The organism is Soonwooa purpurea (assembly GCF_053891095.1).
This window is the reverse complement of sequence record NZ_JBSSMA010000007.1, coordinates 73,626-91,169: the sequence shown is the minus strand read 5'-3', so window position 1 is coordinate 91,169 and position 17,544 is coordinate 73,626. Positions and strand designations below refer to the sequence as shown.

Genomic DNA, 17,544 nt, shown 5'->3' with positions numbered 1-17,544 from the left:
TCTAGAAAGTCTTAATTTTAGTGTGGTAAAATGCAGTTTTTGATAATTTATTATAAAATGAAATCATTGTTTTTTAAATATTTTTTAATTCTCTCACCGTTAATCTTGCTTTTTGGATGCAAAGCTTTGGTATCAAAACAAAGGTTACCAGTCGAATTGCAAAGACAATGGATGTTGACCTCGCTAGTCGGTTATACCAAAGAACAATTAATGAAAAATAAAGCGCAACTGGATTTGACGCTTCATTCTGGAAATATGGCCAATCTCGGTTGTGGCAATTTTTCAGTTCAGGTTTCGGGAATTGTTGATGATAAAATTAAATTTAAAACCAAAGACAATCCTTTCAAAAATTGTATCGAAACAGAGGCTATAGAATATGTTTTCCGAAACGAGATGGCTAAAGTTAACCGTTACGAAATCGGAGGTCACTTTTTGAAATTATATCATAACGATCAACTTTTATTAAAATTTGTAGCTTCGGATTGGGATTAAAGATGACAATTGTTCTTAGTAAATATAAATGGTCATGAAGGCGAAAGTCTTAGAAATCTGTTTTTAGAATTGAACAATTTTCCAAAATGATTCTGTGCTTTTGGGGAAAAGAATTGTAGAATTTTCTCTTAATACAAAATCATTTTTATTGTCGGCAAGAGCAGGGTATTTTTTGATGTTTTCTAAATATTTTTCAACATCCCCAATGCTAAAGCTGATTTTGAAATCATCTCTTAATTCGTGATTGTTAAAAGCAAAACAAACCTCGTTAGAATTTGGTTTTATTAATTCCAATTTGAGCTCTTGTTTAAGATATTTCTTTAAAATTTCTAAATCGTTCATTTTTTAAATTAAATTTAAATAAAATTAAAACTAATTTTTGCATTTTTTACTCAAAAAAACTACCTTGTCAATCTTACAAATAGAACACTTATTTAATGCTAGAAAAGAAAGAACATCAATACGAAAAATCTGTATTAGTAGGTCTTGTTACACGAGATCAGGATGAAGATAAGCTGCAAGAATATATGGACGAGTTGGAGTTTTTGGCTTATACAGCTGGTGCAAGCGTCGAAAAAAGATTTACCCAAAAACTATCACAACCAGATTCCAAAACCTTTGTAGGAAGCGGAAAAGCAGAAGAAATAAAAGCTTACGTTAAAGAAAACGAAATCGGAACCGTTATTTTTGATGACGAACTTTCGCCTTCGCAACTCAAAAATCTTGAACGCGAGCTGGAGGTGAAAATCTTGGACAGAACCAATCTTATTCTTGATATTGTCGCACAGCGCGCCCAGACGTCTTATGCAAGAACTCAGGTAGAATTGGCACAATACGAATATCTTTTGCCTCGATTGACCAGAATGTGGACACACTTGGAAAGACAACGCGGTGGAATCGGGATGCGCGGTCCTGGAGAAACCGAAATAGAAACCGATAGACGTATTATCCGCGACCGAATTTCACTTTTGAAAGATAAACTGAAAACGATTGATAAGCAGATGGCGACACAGCGTAACAACCGCGGAAAAATGGTGCGTGCTGCTTTGGTGGGTTATACCAACGTGGGGAAATCTACTTTGATGAATGCTTTGTCAAAATCGGAGGTTTTTGCAGAAAACAAACTTTTTGCAACTCTGGACACCACGGTTCGTAAGGTTGTAATTGGAAATCTTCCTTTTCTTTTGACCGATACCGTTGGTTTTATTAGAAAATTGCCAACGCAGTTGGTGGAATCTTTTAAATCCACTTTGGATGAAGTGCGCGAGGCAGATCTTTTAATCCACGTTGTGGATATTTCGCACGAAAGTTTTGAAGATCATATCGATTCTGTCAATCAGATTTTGATGGAGATTAATGCGCATCAAAAACCAATGATAATGGTGTTTAACAAGATCGATGATTTTTCTTATGAAAGAAAGGCTGATGATGATTTGACACCTTCGACGCGTAAGAATATTTCTTTGGAAGAATGGAAAAAAACATGGATGGCAAAGTCAAAATTCCCGACTGTTTTTATTTCTGCTTTAACGAAAGAAAATTTTCCTGAAATGAAGAAAATGATTTACGATGAGGTCATGAAAATTCATATTTCTCGTTTCCCTTACAACGATTTCTTGTTTGAATATTTTGATGATGAGCAAGAAGATGAATAAAGTTGTCAAAAGAAGCGTGTTTTTTCTCTTTGTTTTGATGTTTGGATTTTTATCTTTTGGTCAAAACAAGCCCGATTTTATAGAAATCAAAAAAAATATTGAAGATAAAAAGTCACCATATTTCTATGAGCGTTTACTTTTTAAATTCCGTGGCATGCCTCAGGCTATCGATAGTGCAGAGGCTTTTCATTTGTATTACGGAAAGAGATTTACAGCGCATAAGTTAAGCCCTTTTGGTACAGATTTTCAGAAGTTTGGAGAAAAGTTTCAGCAAAGTAAATTTGATGATGCTATCAAACTTGGCGAAGATTTGCATTTTAAAGATCCGAGCAATCTTGAAGTTTTGTTGTTGTTATTACAATGTTTTGAAAACGTACAAAACCAAAACAAATTTATGCTCACGTTACAAAAATTTCGAATGGTTTCTGCGACGGTTCTTGCTTCTGGCGCTGGCAATACACCAGATTCTCCATACTTGGTAAATACAGTTGGCGAAGAATATGTTTTACTCAATTTATTAAAAATTCCGTTTCATGATTACCAAAGATTTTCCCAAGCCTCGCAAGACGGGATGATGGATGTGTGGGGAAATGGAAAAGAAAATATCTACATCAATGTTGTGGGCTATGCCCCGGAATAAAATTTTAATTTAAATAAAACAAATGGAGTTATATTACTCATTTTCTATCTTAATCGTTCTCGCGTCGATATTTTCGTACATTAATTATCGATTTCTAAAACTGCCGAGTACCATTGGTATTATGGTAATTGCGATTGCCGTTTCTACCTTTTTAGTATTTTTTGGAGAGGCTGTTTTGCCTCGTACTTTTGGTCATCTTCATGACCTTATGAACAGTATCAACTTTACCGAAGTCCTCATGGGTGCGATGCTTAATTTTCTGCTTTTTGCCGGAGGAATCCATATTAACATCAACGATCTCAAAGAACAGATTTGGCCAGTTGTTGTTTTTTCAACCGTTGGCGTTGTTATTTCTACTTTTATTGTAGGTTTTGGGGTGTTTTATCTTTTGCCTTTGGTTGGGGTAGAGATGCCTTTGTTATATTGCTTGGTTTTTGGAGCTTTGATTTCTCCGACCGATCCTGTTGCGGTTTTAAGTATTCTGAAACAAGCAAAAGTTTCAAAATCTCTGGAAACGAAAGTTGCCGGCGAATCATTGTTTAATGATGGTATGGCGGTTGTTGTTTTTGCAGTATTGTTACAATTGGCAATTGGTGTGGATGTAGATGTTAATGCTGAAAGTATCGGGTTGTTATTACTTCATGAAGCTGGAGGCGGACTTTTATTAGGTGTCTTACTGGGCTATTTTACATCGAGGTTGATGCGTGAAGTTGACGATTATATCATTTCAGTTTTGGTAACACTTTCTGTGGTTATGGGCGGTTATCTCATTGCTAAACAATTGCATATTTCTGGTTCATTAACCATGGTTGCTGCGGGATTATTCATGGGGAATTTTAATAAAAATTTTAAAATGAAATCTATCACGCAAGATTATTTGATTAAATTTTGGGAATTAATTGATGAAATCCTAAATGCGGTTTTATTCTTGTTCATCGGTTTCGAACTTTTAATGATTGAAGATTTAGATCATTACATGATTCCTGGTCTTGTTGCCATTTGTATCGTTTTAGTAGCCCGATTTGTCTCCATTTGGGGGCCTACAAAGTTGATGTCTTCCAAAAATCGATTTACACCGCAAACCGTTAAAGTTCTTGTCTGGGGCGGTATTCGCGGCGGTGTGTCTATTGCCTTGGCCATGTCTATTCCGAAAAGTGAGTACAGTACTATTATTTTGAGTATTACTTATTGTGTGGTGGTTTTCTCGATTATTGTCCAAGGTTTGAGCATTGGGAAAGTTGCTAATCCAAAGAAAATTGCAACCGAAGAAGAATTGCAAGAAGAAATTATTGAAGAAAAATTGCATTGATGAGATCTGAAATAAATATTGAAAATTGGAACCGAAAAGAACATTATGAATTCTTTTCCAAAATGGATCAACCTTCTTTTGGAATTGTTACAGAAGTCAATTGTACCGAAACTTATCGTTTGGCAAAAGAGCGCAAAGAATCCTTTTTTGCACATTATCTTCATAAGTCCATGTTGGCGGTTAATAGTGTAGAAGCTTTCAAATTAAGAATTGTTGGAGATAAAGTTTTTCAATACGATGTGATACACGCAGGCTCTACGATAGCGCGGAAAGATGGAACTTTTGGATTTGCTTTTATAGAATTTTCAGAAGATTTTCAAATCTTTAATTCGCGTTTACAAAAAGAGATTGAAGCTGTGCACAATTCCACGGGTTTGCGATTGAGCAACGAAGAATTGGATGTTAATCTCATAAGACATTCTACATTTCCGTGGCAACAATTCTCTGCGATTTTGCATCCTACCAATGTTAATAATAAAGAAAGTATTCCGAGAATTGTTTTTGGAAAATTCCTCGAAAAAAATGGTCGAAAGATGATGCCCATTTCTGTGGAAGCACATCATGCGTTGATGGATGGACGACATATTGCGATGTATCTAGAAGCTTTTCAGAAAGAATTAAATCAGAAATAAATGACTGTTGTTGATGAGTTGAAAGCGGCGCTTCGCGATTTGGCGATTCCCGAAAAAGCGGAATTTTTTCCACGGTTTTTCAAAACTGGACCTGGCGAATATGGTGAAGGCGATTTGTTTTTGGGTGTTAAAGTTCCAGATCAACGACTGATTGCTAAAGCCTTTACTGAAAAAATTAGTTTGAAAGAATTGGCACAGCTTATTGCTTCAAAATACCATGAAGAACGTTTAACGGCACTCTTTATTTTGATAAACAAATTTGAGAAGTCAAAAAAGGATATCGTGTTACAAGAGCAAATTGTAGAATTCTACCTCAATCATCTTCAGTATGTTAACAATTGGGATTTGGTGGATAGTTCTTGTTACAAAATTCTGGGACGATTCGCTTTCGAACAAAAGCGGGATGATTTACTCATTAATCTGTCAAAATCTAATGAAATGTGGCATAAAAGAATTGCTGTTGTTGGAACCATGTTTTATGTTAAAAAGAAACGTTTCGATTTGACTAAGGATTTTGTCGTTAGAAATCTAAAACATCCACATGATTTGATGCACAAGGCCAATGGCTGGCTTCTTCGCGAAATGGGAGGACAAGATGAGTCCGCGCTTTTGAATTTTTTAAATCTATATTATAAAGAAATGCCGAGAACATGCTTGCGTTACGCGATAGAAAAACTGGATGAAGATTTGCGACAAGATTATTTAAAATCCAGAATATAATGGAGATTTTAAGACCGATAATCCATTATGTTTTGCATTTTGTATTTCCTGTAGTTTTGGCGTGGTTGTTTTTCCGAAGGGAATGGAAGAAAGCTTATTTCATTATGCTTTTGACGATGTTGGTGGATGTTGACCATCTTTTTGCAACTCCTATTTTTGATCCTAATCGCGCAAGTGTTGGCTTTCACTTTTTGCATTCTTATTATGCGATAGGCATTTATTTCCTACTATTATTTTTCAAAGGAAAACTTAGGATTGTTAGCGTAGGATTGTTGTTTCATATGTTGACAGATTATATCGACATGTGGCTAAATCCTAATCTTTAAGACCGTGCAATTTTCATTTTATAAGACATAATTCGGGCGATATTTTGGGCGCGAAGTATGGCTGTATCTACATTTTCGCCTTCGAAGTTTTGTTCTAAAGTATCTTGCCAAAGCTCTAGCCAACGCTCGAAATGATGTTGTTCTAACGCGACAACTTGGTTAAGCGGAAAGTGTACGCGCATGGGATTTCCTTCGTATACTGAATTGCCAAGAAGTATGCTTTCCCAAAAATTATACATTTTCGGGAGATGTTTTTGCAAATCTATTTGGGCAATATCAGTAAAGAAAAAGCCAATAATATCGTCTTTGATGACTTTATCATAAAATTTGTTTACGAGTTCTTCAATATCGGTTCTGCTTTCTAGATTTTTCATGCTAACAAAGTTAAGCTTTATAACTTATTGATTGTTAAATGGAATTTTGATATTTGTCATTTTGTTTCTTTCGATAGGGGAAATTGCGCCCCAGATAGAGCGACGTGTTTGAGCTCGTCTTTGGTTTGGGTTGCGCGAAGCGCAACCCAAACCAAAGACAGCGAGTAGCGAAAGCTGGAAATGGCGCCCAAAAAATGTAAATTTGCATTCTTAAAAATTTAGTTTTGGATATCAATCATTATAATCAACAAGCGCAACAAAAGTCGAAAGAACATCAAAAATTTTTGGAGCAAATAAAAAAGAAACCACCCAAAAATCTCGATTATTTGGTGGAAGATATGCATGAGAAGACTTTCGAAGAAATCGACTGTTTGGCGTGTGCAAATTGCTGTAAGACGACAGGGCCGCTTTTTACAGAGAAAGATAAAGAACGCATAGCCAAGCATCTACGGATGAGAATTTCGGATTTTGAGACTAAGTTTTTGCGACTAGACGAAGATAATGACTGGGTCTTGCAATCGACGCCATGTTTCTTTTTGGATCCAAATGATAACAAATGTAATATTTATGATGTACGTCCAAAAGCCTGTCGCGAGTATCCACACACAGATCGCAAGAAAATTTATCAGATTAATAACCTGACTTTGAAGAATACCTTGATTTGTCCAGCGGCTTATGTTTTTGTTGAAAAATTAAGAAAAAATTTGGAGAAGTAGTTGAAAATCAAAAGCTTTCATAAAGTGTTTTAAAGTCTATTAAAGTTTTTAATTTTTTATAATAGCAATTGTTTTTTAGCGTTTTGGCTATGTAACATTAAAATTATTATTATGAAAAAGTTAATATTTGCAACACTATTTATAACGGCGGGATTTGTAGTTGTAACAGCGCAAACCACAGAGGCTAAAAAGACAATGTCTGCTAAAACCGAAACTATGAAAGTGGCTCCGAAAGCTGAAAAGCTAACAAAGAAAGAGAATGCGACTACAGAAAAATCAGAAATTATTGCTAATGATAAAAAGGTGCAGGCTAAATTAGCAAAAGAAAATATGAATCATTCTGCTGTACTTCAAGATAACAAAGCTGTAAAAACTGAAGAACCAAAGAAAAAAATGCCAAAAGTAGAATAGATTATTTTATAGAATTAATAGTAGAATAGTATTAAAACCTAATGTGATTGGATATTAGGTTTTATTATTTAAAATGAAATAACTAATAATTTGTTATATTAGGTGTTTTGTTAAAATAAAAAATAATACATTTTTGATTTAAAAACGTTAAAAAATGTTAAAAAACATATAAATTGATTTTTTAATGGAATAATATTCGTTAATTAGTGTTCACTAAATCCAAATATTGTTATGAAAAAAGTTTTACTATGCGCAGTTTTCTTTGTTGGAGGTGCTGCAATGATGAGTGCTCAGTCTTCAAAAGCGAATACAGGAAAAGCAAAAACAGAACGTATTAAACCAAAAGCAGAAGCACCAAAACAGCAAGTCCAGATGGGCGCCGTCAAAATGCAAGAGGTTGATGCAAAAACTGTAGAGCAAGAAAAAACGCTACAAAGAAAGCGTGAAAATGGCGAAGCAGTACCAGCGGCTCACGCAAGAAAGAAAAATTAAAAACAAACCCCAAGTTAAAACTTGGGGTTTGTTTTTTTATGCTTTCCACTCAACAACAGCGCGGATAAATGCTTCCGCGTTTTCTACCGGAATGTTTGGTAGGATACCATGGCCGAGGTTGGCGATATATTTGTCTTTTCCAAAACGATTAATCATTTCGTGAACCATTTTTCGGATAACTTTTGGTGAAGAATGTAGTCTTGCGGGATCAAAATTACCTTGAAGTGTGATGTTATTATTTGTCAATTGTCTTGCAAATTCTGGTGTAATAGTCCAGTCAACCCCCAAAGCGGAAACTTTTGATTTTGACATTTCTTCAAGCGCAAACCAGCATCCTTTTCCGAAAACAACAACTGGGGAAACCAGACTTAGTGCTTCAACAATTTGGTTGATGTATTGCCAAGAAAATTCCTGATAGTCTGTTGGTGACAACATGCCTCCCCAAGAGTCAAAAATCTGTACCGCAGAAACGCCTTTTTCAACTTTTCGTTTTAGATAAGCAATGGTGGTATCGGTGATTTTTTGCAACAATGAGTGTGCTGCTTCAGGATGTGTAAAACAAAATGACTTAGCAATATCAAAAGCTTTAGAGCCTTTGCCTTCCACACAATAGCAAAGTATTGTCCATGGGCTTCCTGCAAAACCAATCAATGGAATGTCGTTATCGAGCTTTTGAAGTGTCAATTCGATGGCGTCAAAAACATAGCTTAGCGTATCGTCAACATTCGGAACTTCGATGGCGTCAACTTGTTCTTTAGTTCGTATAGGATTGTCTAGCCAAGGACCAACGGATTCTTTCATTTTAAAATCAATACCCATGGCCTGCGGAACCACCAAAATGTCTGAAAACAAAATCGCTGCGTCTAAAGGGAATCTGCGAATTGGCTGAACTGTAATTTCTGCAGCTAACTCTGGCGTTTGGCAACGTGTGAAAAAATCATATTGATTGCGAAGTTCAATAAACTCTGGTAAATAGCGCCCAGCTTGTCTCATCATCCACACAGGAGGTCTTTCCACAATCTCGCCGCGCAAAGCTCTTAGATATAAATCGTTTTTAATCATATTCTTATTTTTTTTCTGACGCGTGCTGACGAATCAGATTTAGTAAATCTTCGGTTGTATTCTCCGCACTCGTTATAGCGGATTTCTTTGTTGAATTAAGGATTTCATTGGTGGTTGTTTCTCCAATTGAAAAAATAATTTTCGCTTCTAAAGAATTGAATTTAGTAAAACTTCTAACGCCACTAGGACTGAAGAATGCCACAGCATCATATTCTTTATTAAACTTTGGATAAGTCAAATTGGTGGCGTAAGAAACGACTTTAGTGTAATTTTTTCCAAGTTTAGTAAAAGTTTTCCCTAAAGTTTCTAAAGCGATATCGCCACAGAAATGAAGATAATCTTCGTCTTTATTTTGTTCTATAAAATACTTGGAAAGTTCTTCAGCATTCTTTTTTGTAGCAAGAACTTCGAAGCCTTTTTGGTTTAAAAATTTTTCAGACTGTTCTCCAACACAATAGATTGGGTGTAGTTTTGTTAATTGGTGAGAAGTGTCGTTTTCAAAAAAACTCTTAACGGCATTAATGCTTGTAAAAATCAAAGATTTATTTTTTAAATCCTGAATTTTAAACGTAATTTTCTCAATCGAAATGACTTCTACAAAATCCACGACAATATCACTTCCCAATTTGGAAATGTCTGCGTCATTGAGATGTTTGGTTAACAATAGGCGCATTTTTGAAGGTTTTAATTAGGAGTTTATTTGAGATTTTATGAGAGCCATCATGTCTTTGCCACCACGCTTCAGAACTTGTTGTGCTAACTCTGCGCCGAAGTTTTGTTCTGGGTTCCAGTCTATTGTCTCCTCAACGTTGATGCAGTCTTTTCCGTCCAAAGAACATAGTCTTCCTAAGAAACGGATTTTGTCACCAATAAATTCGGCGTGCGCACCAATTGGCGCTGTACAACCACCTTCCAAAGTTTTTAGAAATTCTCTTTCGATATGGATGCATTTTTGAGTTTCTGCATGGTTAATTTGATTTAAAATCTCATTAAGTTCCGCATCTTCAGAAAGGCTCGCGATACCAACAACCCCTTGTGATGGAGCTTGCAAAAGGAAGTCAACTTCTTCGTAGCTGATGTTAAGATTCATGCGTTTAAGACCTGCCAAAGAGAAAAGTGTCGCATCCGCAACGCCTTCTTCCAATTTTCTAAGCCTTGTTTGTACGTTTCCTCTAATGTCCGCAAAGTCAGTGTTTGGGAAAGTGTGCGACCAAAATGCGCGTCTTCTCAAGCTGCTTGTTGCTATGTTTAAATCTTTAAGGTCTTTGTTTTTGGCGTCACTTTTTCTAACCAATACGTCTTGTGGGAAATCTCTTTCCAAAACGGCACTTATCTGTACGCCTGTTGGTAATTGCGTAGGAACATCTTTTAAAGAATGTACGGCGATGTCAATCTCTTTGTTAAGCAAAGCGATGTCAAGATCTTTGGTAAAAACACCTGTAATGCCCATTGCGTAAAGTGGTTGCGTAAGGTTTTTGTCACCAGACGACACGATTGGGACGATTTCGGTTAGTTTGCCAGCCGTTTGTAGTTTTGAAGCAACTTCGTTAGCTTGCCATAATGCTAATGGACTGTTTCTAGTTCCTATTTTTATCGTCTTCATTATCGGTCTTTTTGGGTTGGTGAAGCACTAAGATGTCTTCCATTAATTTTGAAACTTCCTCTGCTTTCCAAGGGTTTTCAAGAATGTATTTTGCAAATCGATTGGTTATTTTCTGTATTAATTTATCAGAAAGTTCCATGTCTTCAACTTTAGCGTATTGATGACGCTTGTGTATGTTGTGGAGCTCGTGGGCTTCTATGTTTTTTAATGAGTTTTTAAAATTGGTAATACTCGGTGCAAATTTTCTTTTTCGTTCCCACTCTGTAAAATCTTTGCTCATCTCTTTGATGATGGCTTCGGCTTTTGGAATTTCGCGTTTGCGTTGTTCCATGGTTTCCGAAATTTGCTGAGAAAGTTCATCCACATCGATAAGATCCACGCTGTTGAGATTTCCAATTTCTTTTGCAACGTTATTGGGAATTGACAGATCTATAACCAACATTTCTTTGTTCGCGGGGAAGTTTTCTGGATTTACAATGAATTTTTGTGCGCCAGTTGCAACAATCAAAATATCGGTTTGTTTCAGTTCTTCGGGGAAATCTTCAAAAGCAATTTGTTGAATGTTATACTTTTCAGCAATTTTCTCAGCTTTCTCAAAAGAGCGGTTCGCAATTTTTATCTTTGGTTGATAGACATGTTTTACGAGATTTTCGATTGTGTTTTGTCCAATTTCGCCAACGCCAAGCAACAGAATGTTTTTGTCAGAAACAGCTTTGACATTGTTTAAAATATAATGAACAGCGGCATAAGAAACAGACGCGGCACCATTGCTAATGCTAGTTTCTGTTTTAATTCTTTTCGAAATTTGAATCGCTGAGTTGATAGCGCGTTCCAAATATGGATTCGAGCTTTCTTTATGTTTTTTGAAACGGTTGTAAGCGTTTTTAATTTGAGAGACAATTTCGAAATCACCAATGATTTGACTTTCTAATCCAGCAGCAACGCGGAAAAGATGCAGTACAGCGTCTTCTCGTTTGATAATGTTAACATATTGTAAAAATTCTGATAAGTTAACGCCGATAGTTTTGCAATATTGCTCTGCAATTAATAAATAATTGGAAGTCGTGGTGTAGATTTCCGTCCTGTTACAAGTGGACACAACGAAAGCATCACCAAATTCCTTGTCGTGAATTTGGTTAACAAAAGATTTGATATGTTCATCAAAAAACGCAAATTTTCCCCGAACTTCGGCATCGGCTTTCTCGTAACTGATGCTAAGTACAGCGAAATTAGACGTCTTCAAAATATCGTTGTTATGACTCATTTTTGCAAGCACAAAGTTAAGCTTTTAAAATGAATTTTGACAGATTCAAGCTGTGACTTGTTCTATGATAATGCTCAGTTTTGAAATGGCTTAACTTTTTAGTAGTCAGACTTTAGTGAAACTTGTTTTTATTTGGAGGTGTGCTTGTGGATAAGTTTTTAGATTTTAATAAAAATTTAACCTTTTTGCTAATAGATAAAATCTAAAATTCTGCGTTTAATTTATATCTTTGTAAATTAAAATAGACAGGTAAAAATGGGTTTATTAGATATGTTCACGCAAGAAATTGCGATTGACTTAGGTACTGCCAATACATTAATAATTCACAATAATAAAATTGTTATAGATCAGCCATCTATCGTGGCGATTGAAAGACAAAGTGGAAAGCCGATTGCTGTTGGAGAGCAAGCGAAACACATGCAAGGGAAAACCCATGAGGATATCAAAACAATCCGTCCTTTGAAGGATGGGGTTATTGCAGATTTTCATGCTTCCGAGCATATGATTAAAGAATTCATCAAACAAATTCCTGGGATTAAAGGGAAATTGTTTCAGCCAGCTTTGAGAATTGTGATTTGTATTCCTTCAGGAATTACGGAAGTAGAAAAAAGAGCGGTGCGCGACTCGGCGCAAAAAGTAAATGCAAAAGAAGTTCGACTGATATATGAGCCAATGGCAGCTGCTATTGGTGTTGGTATTGATGTTCAGAAGCCAGAAGGTAATATGGTGATTGACATAGGAGGTGGGACTACAGAAATTGCGGTTGTGGCCTTAGGAGGTATCGTTTGTGATAAATCTGTAAAAATTGCTGGTGATGTTTTCACGGGTGATATAGCATATTATTTACGAACACATCATAATTTATATATTGGTGAAAGAACTGCGGAACGTGTGAAAATCGAAGTTGGCTCAGCTGTGGAAGAACTGGATGTTGATATTGAAGATATTCCAGTTCAAGGTCGTGATTTGATTACGGGTAAGCCAAAAGAAATTATGGTGAATTATAAAGAAATTGCTAAAGCCTTAGACAAGTCGATTATCCGTATTGAAGATGCGGTGATGGAAACACTTTCTTTGACACCTCCAGAATTGGCCGCGGATATCTACAAAACAGGTATTTATCTGGCCGGTGGTGGTGCTTTGTTGAGAGGCTTGGCAGATCGTATTCACAGAAAAACAGGATTGCCAGTTTTTGTAGCAGAAGACCCGTTGAGAGCAGTTGTTCGTGGTACAGGTATCGCGCTAAAAAACATGGATAAATTCAATTTCTTAATTAAGTAATTACTAATTTTCAGGTAACATAACGGATGGGATATTTGCTGAGATTATTTTCGAAGAACGCTTTGTTCGTCTTCTTTATATTCTTGCAAATCATTGCAGTAGTATTAATTTTCTCGAAAAACGCCATGCAGCAATCTTTTTTAGCTGCACAGACAACCGCGTTCAATGCTTGGGTGTCTGGTTACATCGATGAGGGAACTTCGTATCTTAAGTTAAAGCAGATTAATGAAAATCTTGTCGTGCAAAATAAGGCACTGCTTCAACAACTTTATGGGAAGGAAGGTGCTGAAAATCCACAGTTCCGTAGAGTGCATGATACAATTGGTGGTGGCCAGATTTACACTTTTGTAGACGGAGAAGTTGTTTATAACAGTATCAACCGTCAGAATAATTACTTCACTATTAACCGAGGAAAACTCCAAGGTGTTGCTACAAAAATGGGCGTTATAGCGCCTAATGGTATTGCGGGAATCGTTATTAATACAACCGATCATTATGCATTGGTACAATCTGTATTAAGTGTGAATAAAATTAAAATAAGTGCCGCGCTAAAAAATTCCGGATATTTCGGAACGCTTAGCTGGCGTGGTGACGACTCTCGTATGATGCATCTTTCAGACATTCCGAAATATGTACCATTAAAAGTTGGCGACACAGTTATTACAGATGGTCGTTCGGCGATTTTCCCGAAAGGTATTATGGTGGGAAAAATTGCAGGTTATGAAGTTGATACCAAAACAGGATTTTGGGATATTTCGGTTGAGTTAAACGAAAAAATGGGTCCTCTGAGTAAAGTCTACGTTGTGAAAAACCTTAAAAAAGTGGAAGTACAGAAAATTCAAGATACATTACAAGTACAGATTAATAAAGATGGTCAGTAGAAACGTATTTTCCGATATCGCATTGATTGCAATTTTGGTTGCGGTTCAGGTATTTATACTGAATCGCATTACGCTTTTTGGGAAATATATTCCAGTTTTGTATCCTGTTTTTGTGTTGTTCTATCCCTTTTTTAGAAATAATTTTCATTTTTTAGCACTAAGTTTTCTGCTAGGTTTGTCCATTGATGCATTTCTTGGCACTTGGGGGATTAATGCTTTGGCGACAACTACGATTGCCTATTTTAGAATGATAATTTTCAGAACATCAACCGATACATCTACGGATTTCTTTTCGTTCCAATCTTTGCAATGGTTACAGTTTGTAGTCTTTATATTAACAAGTATTTTCATACATCAGTTAATCGTTCAGTATGTTGAGTTTTTTAAATTCGATCGTTTTTTTGAAATTTTACTTAATGTAGTATTTACCAGTCTTATATCCTTTGTATTCATCATTGCTTACGCATTAGCATTTAAAATTAAACAGAAAATTTGAAGCCTCAGTATCTCAAACTCATTGTCGTGTTGTTTGTGGTGGCAATAATTTTTATTGCTAGGCTAGCTTATTTGCAATTGTTTACAGACAGATATGCGCTAAATGCTGCAAATACTTCTATTAAAATCGAATACGAAATTCCACAACGTGGGGTTATTTTTGACCGAAATGGAAAAATCTTGGTGGGCAACCAACCGTCTTTTGAAATTTCTTACACCGCAGCTTTGATGCGTCCAGACTTTGATACAATTGGTTTTTGTAATTTGATGAAAATGACAAAACCACAGTTCGTCCAAACGATAGATGCGCTTAAAAAAGAAAAATACTATTCTCGTCTGACGCCAATGACTTTTATGAAAAATCTGAGCCGCGAAGATATGGCGCGCATACAAGAGATTTTGTTTAAGTTCCCTGCATTTAATATTGTTTCGCGTCCACAAAGACAATATGAAGTCAATACTTCGGGCAATCTTTTAGGCTATACCAATCAGGTGAACGATGCGGATATTAAAAAAGATTCTTTGTATTATCTTCCAGGGGATATCATTGGGAAAAGTGGTGTTGAAAAATCTTATGAAAAAGAATTAAGAGGCGAAAAAGGTATTAAGTACATTCAGAAAGATATTCGTCAGCGTAGCATTGGTTCTTACAAAAATGGAGAGTTGGACAAGGATGTTGTCACAGGAAAGGATTTAACACTTACCATTGATTACGATTTACAACGTATCGCTGAAGAAATGTTGGTGAACAAACGTGGCGCGATTGTAGCCTTGGATCCTAATAATGGTGAGATTTTGACGATGGCAACAGGTCCAGATGTTGACCCCAATCTTTTCACAGGTCCAGATAAGATGAAAAATATCTATCGCTTGGTTAATGACAGTATCAATCAACCCATGTTCGATAGGTCTATCCAGGCGGCTTATCCTCCAGGCTCCACATTCAAATTGGTAACGGCACTTGCTGCAATGGAAATGGGTGTAATGACGGAAAAGACCATCTTTCCTTGCGGTGGTGGTTTTAGTTATATGGGCGTTCGTATCAAAGGCCACGGTGGTGCAGATCCTTTAATTCCTTCTATCCAAGTGTCGAGTAACTGCTATTTTTCATATGCTTATTTAGCGATTTTAAATAAATATCCGGGCAATCCATCCAAAGGAATGCATGAGTGGAAAGACATCATGGCGAGTTTTGGACTTGGCGTTTATATGAACAATGATCTTGCAACAGGTAGCAAAGGTTATATGCCGAGTGAGGAAACTTACCTCCGTAGAAATGGTAAAAATTGGAAACCAATTAATGCTGTTTTTAACGGAATGGGACAAGGAGATATTTTGACGACGCCGATGCAGCTAGCAAATTTTACAGCGGCAATTGCCAATCGTGGTTGGTATATTACGCCTCACATCGTGAAAAATATTGATGGAAAGCCAAACCCCAATCCTTTATTTAAACAAAAAAAATACACGAAAGTCGATAAGAAATATTTCGATCCAGTTATTCAAGGTATGGAGGCAGTAATGCTTCGTGGTACAGGACGCGGATTGAAATCTAATGACTTTACACAATTGGCAAAAACAGGTACGGCACAAGTCCCGCAAGGGAAAGATAATTCTATTTTCGTATTAATTGCTCCGGCTGACAAGCCCAAAATTGTTGTAGCATCTGTTATGGAACATGCCGGTTTTGGTGCGACTTGGGCAGGGCCAGCTTGTACAGTTATTGCTGAGCGTTATTTGCTAGGAGAGATTAAAAGAGAACATCTTTATAAAAAGATGGTAACGTCTAGTTTTCAGCCAGAATATCGCCGCCAATGGAACGAGTATCTAAAAAAAATAGGAAAGTATGTCCCGCCAAAACCAGATTCTATTAAACTTCAAAAAATAAAAGACAGTTTAAAAAATCTAAATGCTAAAAAGCAAACGAGCATAAATACTTCAACTAAAAAAACAGCAAAACCATGAAGTGGGCAGAAGGCATAGACAAACTAGGGCTTGGTCTTTATTTTGTGATTTGTATATTCGCAATTCTCAATATTGGGAGTGTGGATCCAGATAGTGGTGCGCGACAGTTGATGTGGTTCGGGATAAGTGTTTTTGTAGGACTTATTATTTTCGTAATGAGAACCAAATTTTTCGAGAATATGTCTTTCGTTTTTTATGTGATGGGCGTGTTACTTTTGGTTGGGTTATTTCCTTTCGGAAAAGAAATTATGGGCCAAAAAAATTGGTACAAATTCGGGCCAATCAGTTTGCAACCAGTAGAGTTTGCAAAAATTGCTGTTTCTTTGATGTTAGCCAATTATGTTTCTAATCCTGATTTTGATATCAAACGTCAGCGCGATGTAATCACTTGTTTGGCAATTATCGGCATTCCAGGAATTGTTGTTTTGATGATTCCTGATGTGGGATCTCTTATGGTGTTTTTGGCGTTTATTATTGCGATTTATAGAGAAGGTTTTTCGGGGAAATTCTTTAGCATAATGTTTGTCTTTATCGCTGTTTTTCTTATTTCGATAGCTATTAATCCTTTGTATGTTATTGGAGGAATTGTCTTAATAACAGCCATTTATATTTTCTTTAATTTTTATCGAATCCATTGGAATGTCATGAGTATATCCGCAGTGGTTTTAATAGTCGGTGTGTTGTCGGCTTTCTCGTATGTAACGCCAATGGTTTTAGAAAAACTTCCCAAACACCAACGCGAAAGAATCGAGGTTTTGTATAAAGGCGAACGTGCTTTTCGTGATACATCGGGCTACAATTTATTATATTCCAAAACAGCCATTGGCTCGGGAGGACTTTTAGGAAAAGGCTATAAAGAAGGTTCGGTTACACAAGGAAAATTCGTTCCGGAGCAAAGTACAGATTATATTTTCTGTACCGTTGGCGAGGAATGGGGCTTTGTAGGAAGTACACTTTTGGTCTTGTGCTATGCCTTATATATAGGACGGATTTATTATCTCGCAGAAAATCAAAAATCCACTTTCAACAGGGTTTTTGGCTATTGTTTCGCCTCTATTTTGTTGATGCATTTTTGTATGAATATTGGGATGGTTATGGGCTTGTTCCCGACTGTTGGGATTCCGTTGCCTTATTTTAGTTATGGTGGAAGTTCGTTGTTGGCCTTTTCAATAATGACTTTTATTTTTTTCAAACTTAATTACGCTGATAAAAACAGTCTTGTTTAG

General features: G+C 36.3%; 21 protein-coding genes. 15 read left to right on the top strand and 6 right to left on the bottom strand.

Features of this window, described 5'->3' with window-relative positions:
• The first annotated feature begins 57 nt into the window (after positions 1 to 57).
• Positions 58 to 492, top strand: a complete 435-nt coding sequence (locus ACVFVN_RS08380) for a hypothetical protein (protein ID WP_456234919.1) — start codon at positions 58 to 60, stop codon at positions 490 to 492.
• Positions 493 to 555: 63 nt separating this feature from the next.
• Here the strand turns inward: ACVFVN_RS08380 and ACVFVN_RS08375 are convergent, their stop codons facing one another.
• Positions 556 to 834 (bottom strand): hypothetical protein, encoded by a 279-nt coding sequence (locus ACVFVN_RS08375; protein ID WP_456234918.1) that lies wholly within the window; start codon positions 832 to 834, stop codon positions 556 to 558.
• Between the two features lie 95 nt (positions 835 to 929).
• On the opposite strand from ACVFVN_RS08375, the gene hflX reads away from it, so the two are divergent.
• Genes hflX through ACVFVN_RS08345 form a run of 6 tightly spaced genes read left to right on the top strand, consistent with a single transcriptional unit; the run spans position 930 to position 5,774 of the window.
• A complete protein-coding gene (gene hflX / locus ACVFVN_RS08370) occupies positions 930 to 2,147 on the top strand; it encodes a GTPase HflX (RefSeq protein ID WP_456234917.1) in 1,218 nt (405 codons plus the stop codon).
• On the top strand, positions 2,140 to 2,787 hold the full coding sequence (locus ACVFVN_RS08365) for a DUF4919 domain-containing protein (RefSeq protein ID WP_165134531.1): 648 nt from the start codon (positions 2,140 to 2,142) through the stop codon (positions 2,785 to 2,787). Before hflX ends, ACVFVN_RS08365 begins: the two co-directional genes overlap by 8 nt.
• Before the next feature lie 22 nt (positions 2,788 to 2,809).
• Entirely contained in the window at positions 2,810 to 4,096 is a 1,287-nt protein-coding gene (locus ACVFVN_RS08360; protein WP_456234916.1) for a cation:proton antiporter, read from the top strand.
• Positions 4,096 to 4,728: a CatA-like O-acetyltransferase gene (locus tag ACVFVN_RS08355; RefSeq protein WP_456234915.1), complete on the top strand. Its 633-nt coding sequence runs from the start codon at positions 4,096 to 4,098 to the stop codon at positions 4,726 to 4,728. The genes ACVFVN_RS08360 and ACVFVN_RS08355 overlap by 1 nt, the downstream gene beginning before the upstream one ends.
• A complete protein-coding gene (locus tag ACVFVN_RS08350) occupies positions 4,729 to 5,448 on the top strand; it encodes a DNA alkylation repair protein (RefSeq protein ID WP_456234914.1) in 720 nt (239 codons plus the stop codon).
• Positions 5,448 to 5,774 carry a DUF6122 family protein gene (locus tag ACVFVN_RS08345; RefSeq protein ID WP_456234913.1) on the top strand — a complete coding sequence of 109 codons (327 nt, stop codon included), beginning with the start codon at positions 5,448 to 5,450 and terminating at the stop codon, positions 5,772 to 5,774. Before ACVFVN_RS08350 ends, ACVFVN_RS08345 begins: the two co-directional genes overlap by 1 nt.
• Here the strand turns inward: ACVFVN_RS08345 and ACVFVN_RS08340 are convergent.
• Positions 5,771 to 6,148 carry a group III truncated hemoglobin gene (locus tag ACVFVN_RS08340; protein WP_165134516.1) on the bottom strand — a complete coding sequence of 126 codons (378 nt, stop codon included), beginning with the start codon at positions 6,146 to 6,148 and terminating at the stop codon, positions 5,771 to 5,773. The genes ACVFVN_RS08345 and ACVFVN_RS08340 overlap by 4 nt on opposite strands.
• Before the next feature lie 224 nt (positions 6,149 to 6,372).
• On the opposite strand from ACVFVN_RS08340, the gene ACVFVN_RS08335 reads away from it, so the two are divergent.
• From ACVFVN_RS08335 to ACVFVN_RS08325, 3 genes are all read left to right on the top strand, one after another.
• Positions 6,373 to 6,864: a YkgJ family cysteine cluster protein gene (locus ACVFVN_RS08335; protein WP_456234912.1), complete on the top strand. Its 492-nt coding sequence runs from the start codon at positions 6,373 to 6,375 to the stop codon at positions 6,862 to 6,864.
• A gap of 111 nt (positions 6,865 to 6,975) precedes the next feature.
• On the top strand, positions 6,976 to 7,275 hold the full coding sequence (locus ACVFVN_RS08330) for a hypothetical protein (RefSeq protein ID WP_456234911.1): 300 nt from the start codon (positions 6,976 to 6,978) through the stop codon (positions 7,273 to 7,275).
• A gap of 231 nt (positions 7,276 to 7,506) precedes the next feature.
• A complete protein-coding gene (locus ACVFVN_RS08325) occupies positions 7,507 to 7,767 on the top strand; it encodes a hypothetical protein (RefSeq protein ID WP_165134507.1) in 261 nt (86 codons plus the stop codon).
• A 36-nt stretch (positions 7,768 to 7,803) separates the two neighbouring features.
• On the opposite strand, the gene hemE is transcribed toward ACVFVN_RS08325, so the two are convergent.
• Genes hemE through hemA form a run of 4 tightly spaced genes read right to left on the bottom strand, consistent with a single transcriptional unit; the run spans position 7,804 to position 11,696 of the window.
• On the bottom strand, positions 7,804 to 8,829 hold the full coding sequence (hemE, locus tag ACVFVN_RS08320) for a uroporphyrinogen decarboxylase (RefSeq protein ID WP_456234910.1): 1,026 nt from the start codon (positions 8,827 to 8,829) through the stop codon (positions 7,804 to 7,806).
• 4 nt (positions 8,830 to 8,833) lie between these two features.
• The gene (locus tag ACVFVN_RS08315) at positions 8,834 to 9,502 is read right to left on the bottom strand and encodes a uroporphyrinogen-III synthase (RefSeq protein WP_456234909.1); all 669 of its coding nucleotides are present in this window, start codon (positions 9,500 to 9,502) and stop codon (positions 8,834 to 8,836) included.
• A gap of 15 nt (positions 9,503 to 9,517) precedes the next feature.
• Complete coding sequence (gene hemC, locus ACVFVN_RS08310) at positions 9,518 to 10,432, bottom strand: hydroxymethylbilane synthase (protein WP_456234908.1); 915 nt, start codon at positions 10,430 to 10,432, stop codon at positions 9,518 to 9,520.
• Positions 10,407 to 11,696 (bottom strand): glutamyl-tRNA reductase, encoded by a 1,290-nt coding sequence (gene hemA / locus ACVFVN_RS08305; RefSeq protein ID WP_456234907.1) that lies wholly within the window; start codon positions 11,694 to 11,696, stop codon positions 10,407 to 10,409. Before hemA ends, hemC begins: the two co-directional genes overlap by 26 nt.
• Before the next feature lie 255 nt (positions 11,697 to 11,951).
• Between hemA and ACVFVN_RS08300 the strand changes: the two genes are divergently transcribed.
• From ACVFVN_RS08300 to rodA, 5 genes are read left to right on the top strand one after another with little or no spacing between them, the layout of a single operon-like run.
• Positions 11,952 to 12,977: a rod shape-determining protein gene (locus tag ACVFVN_RS08300; protein WP_165134492.1), complete on the top strand. Its 1,026-nt coding sequence runs from the start codon at positions 11,952 to 11,954 to the stop codon at positions 12,975 to 12,977.
• 26 nt (positions 12,978 to 13,003) lie between these two features.
• Positions 13,004 to 13,858, top strand: a complete 855-nt coding sequence (gene mreC, locus ACVFVN_RS08295) for a rod shape-determining protein MreC (RefSeq protein WP_456234906.1) — start codon at positions 13,004 to 13,006, stop codon at positions 13,856 to 13,858.
• Positions 13,848 to 14,354, top strand: a complete 507-nt coding sequence (locus tag ACVFVN_RS08290) for a rod shape-determining protein MreD (RefSeq protein WP_456234905.1) — start codon at positions 13,848 to 13,850, stop codon at positions 14,352 to 14,354. Before mreC ends, ACVFVN_RS08290 begins: the two co-directional genes overlap by 11 nt.
• Positions 14,351 to 16,318: a peptidoglycan D,D-transpeptidase FtsI family protein gene (locus ACVFVN_RS08285; protein WP_456234904.1), complete on the top strand. Its 1,968-nt coding sequence runs from the start codon at positions 14,351 to 14,353 to the stop codon at positions 16,316 to 16,318. The genes ACVFVN_RS08290 and ACVFVN_RS08285 overlap by 4 nt, the downstream gene beginning before the upstream one ends.
• Positions 16,315 to 17,544 (top strand): rod shape-determining protein RodA, encoded by a 1,230-nt coding sequence (gene rodA / locus ACVFVN_RS08280; protein ID WP_456234903.1) that lies wholly within the window; start codon positions 16,315 to 16,317, stop codon positions 17,542 to 17,544. The genes ACVFVN_RS08285 and rodA overlap by 4 nt, the downstream gene beginning before the upstream one ends.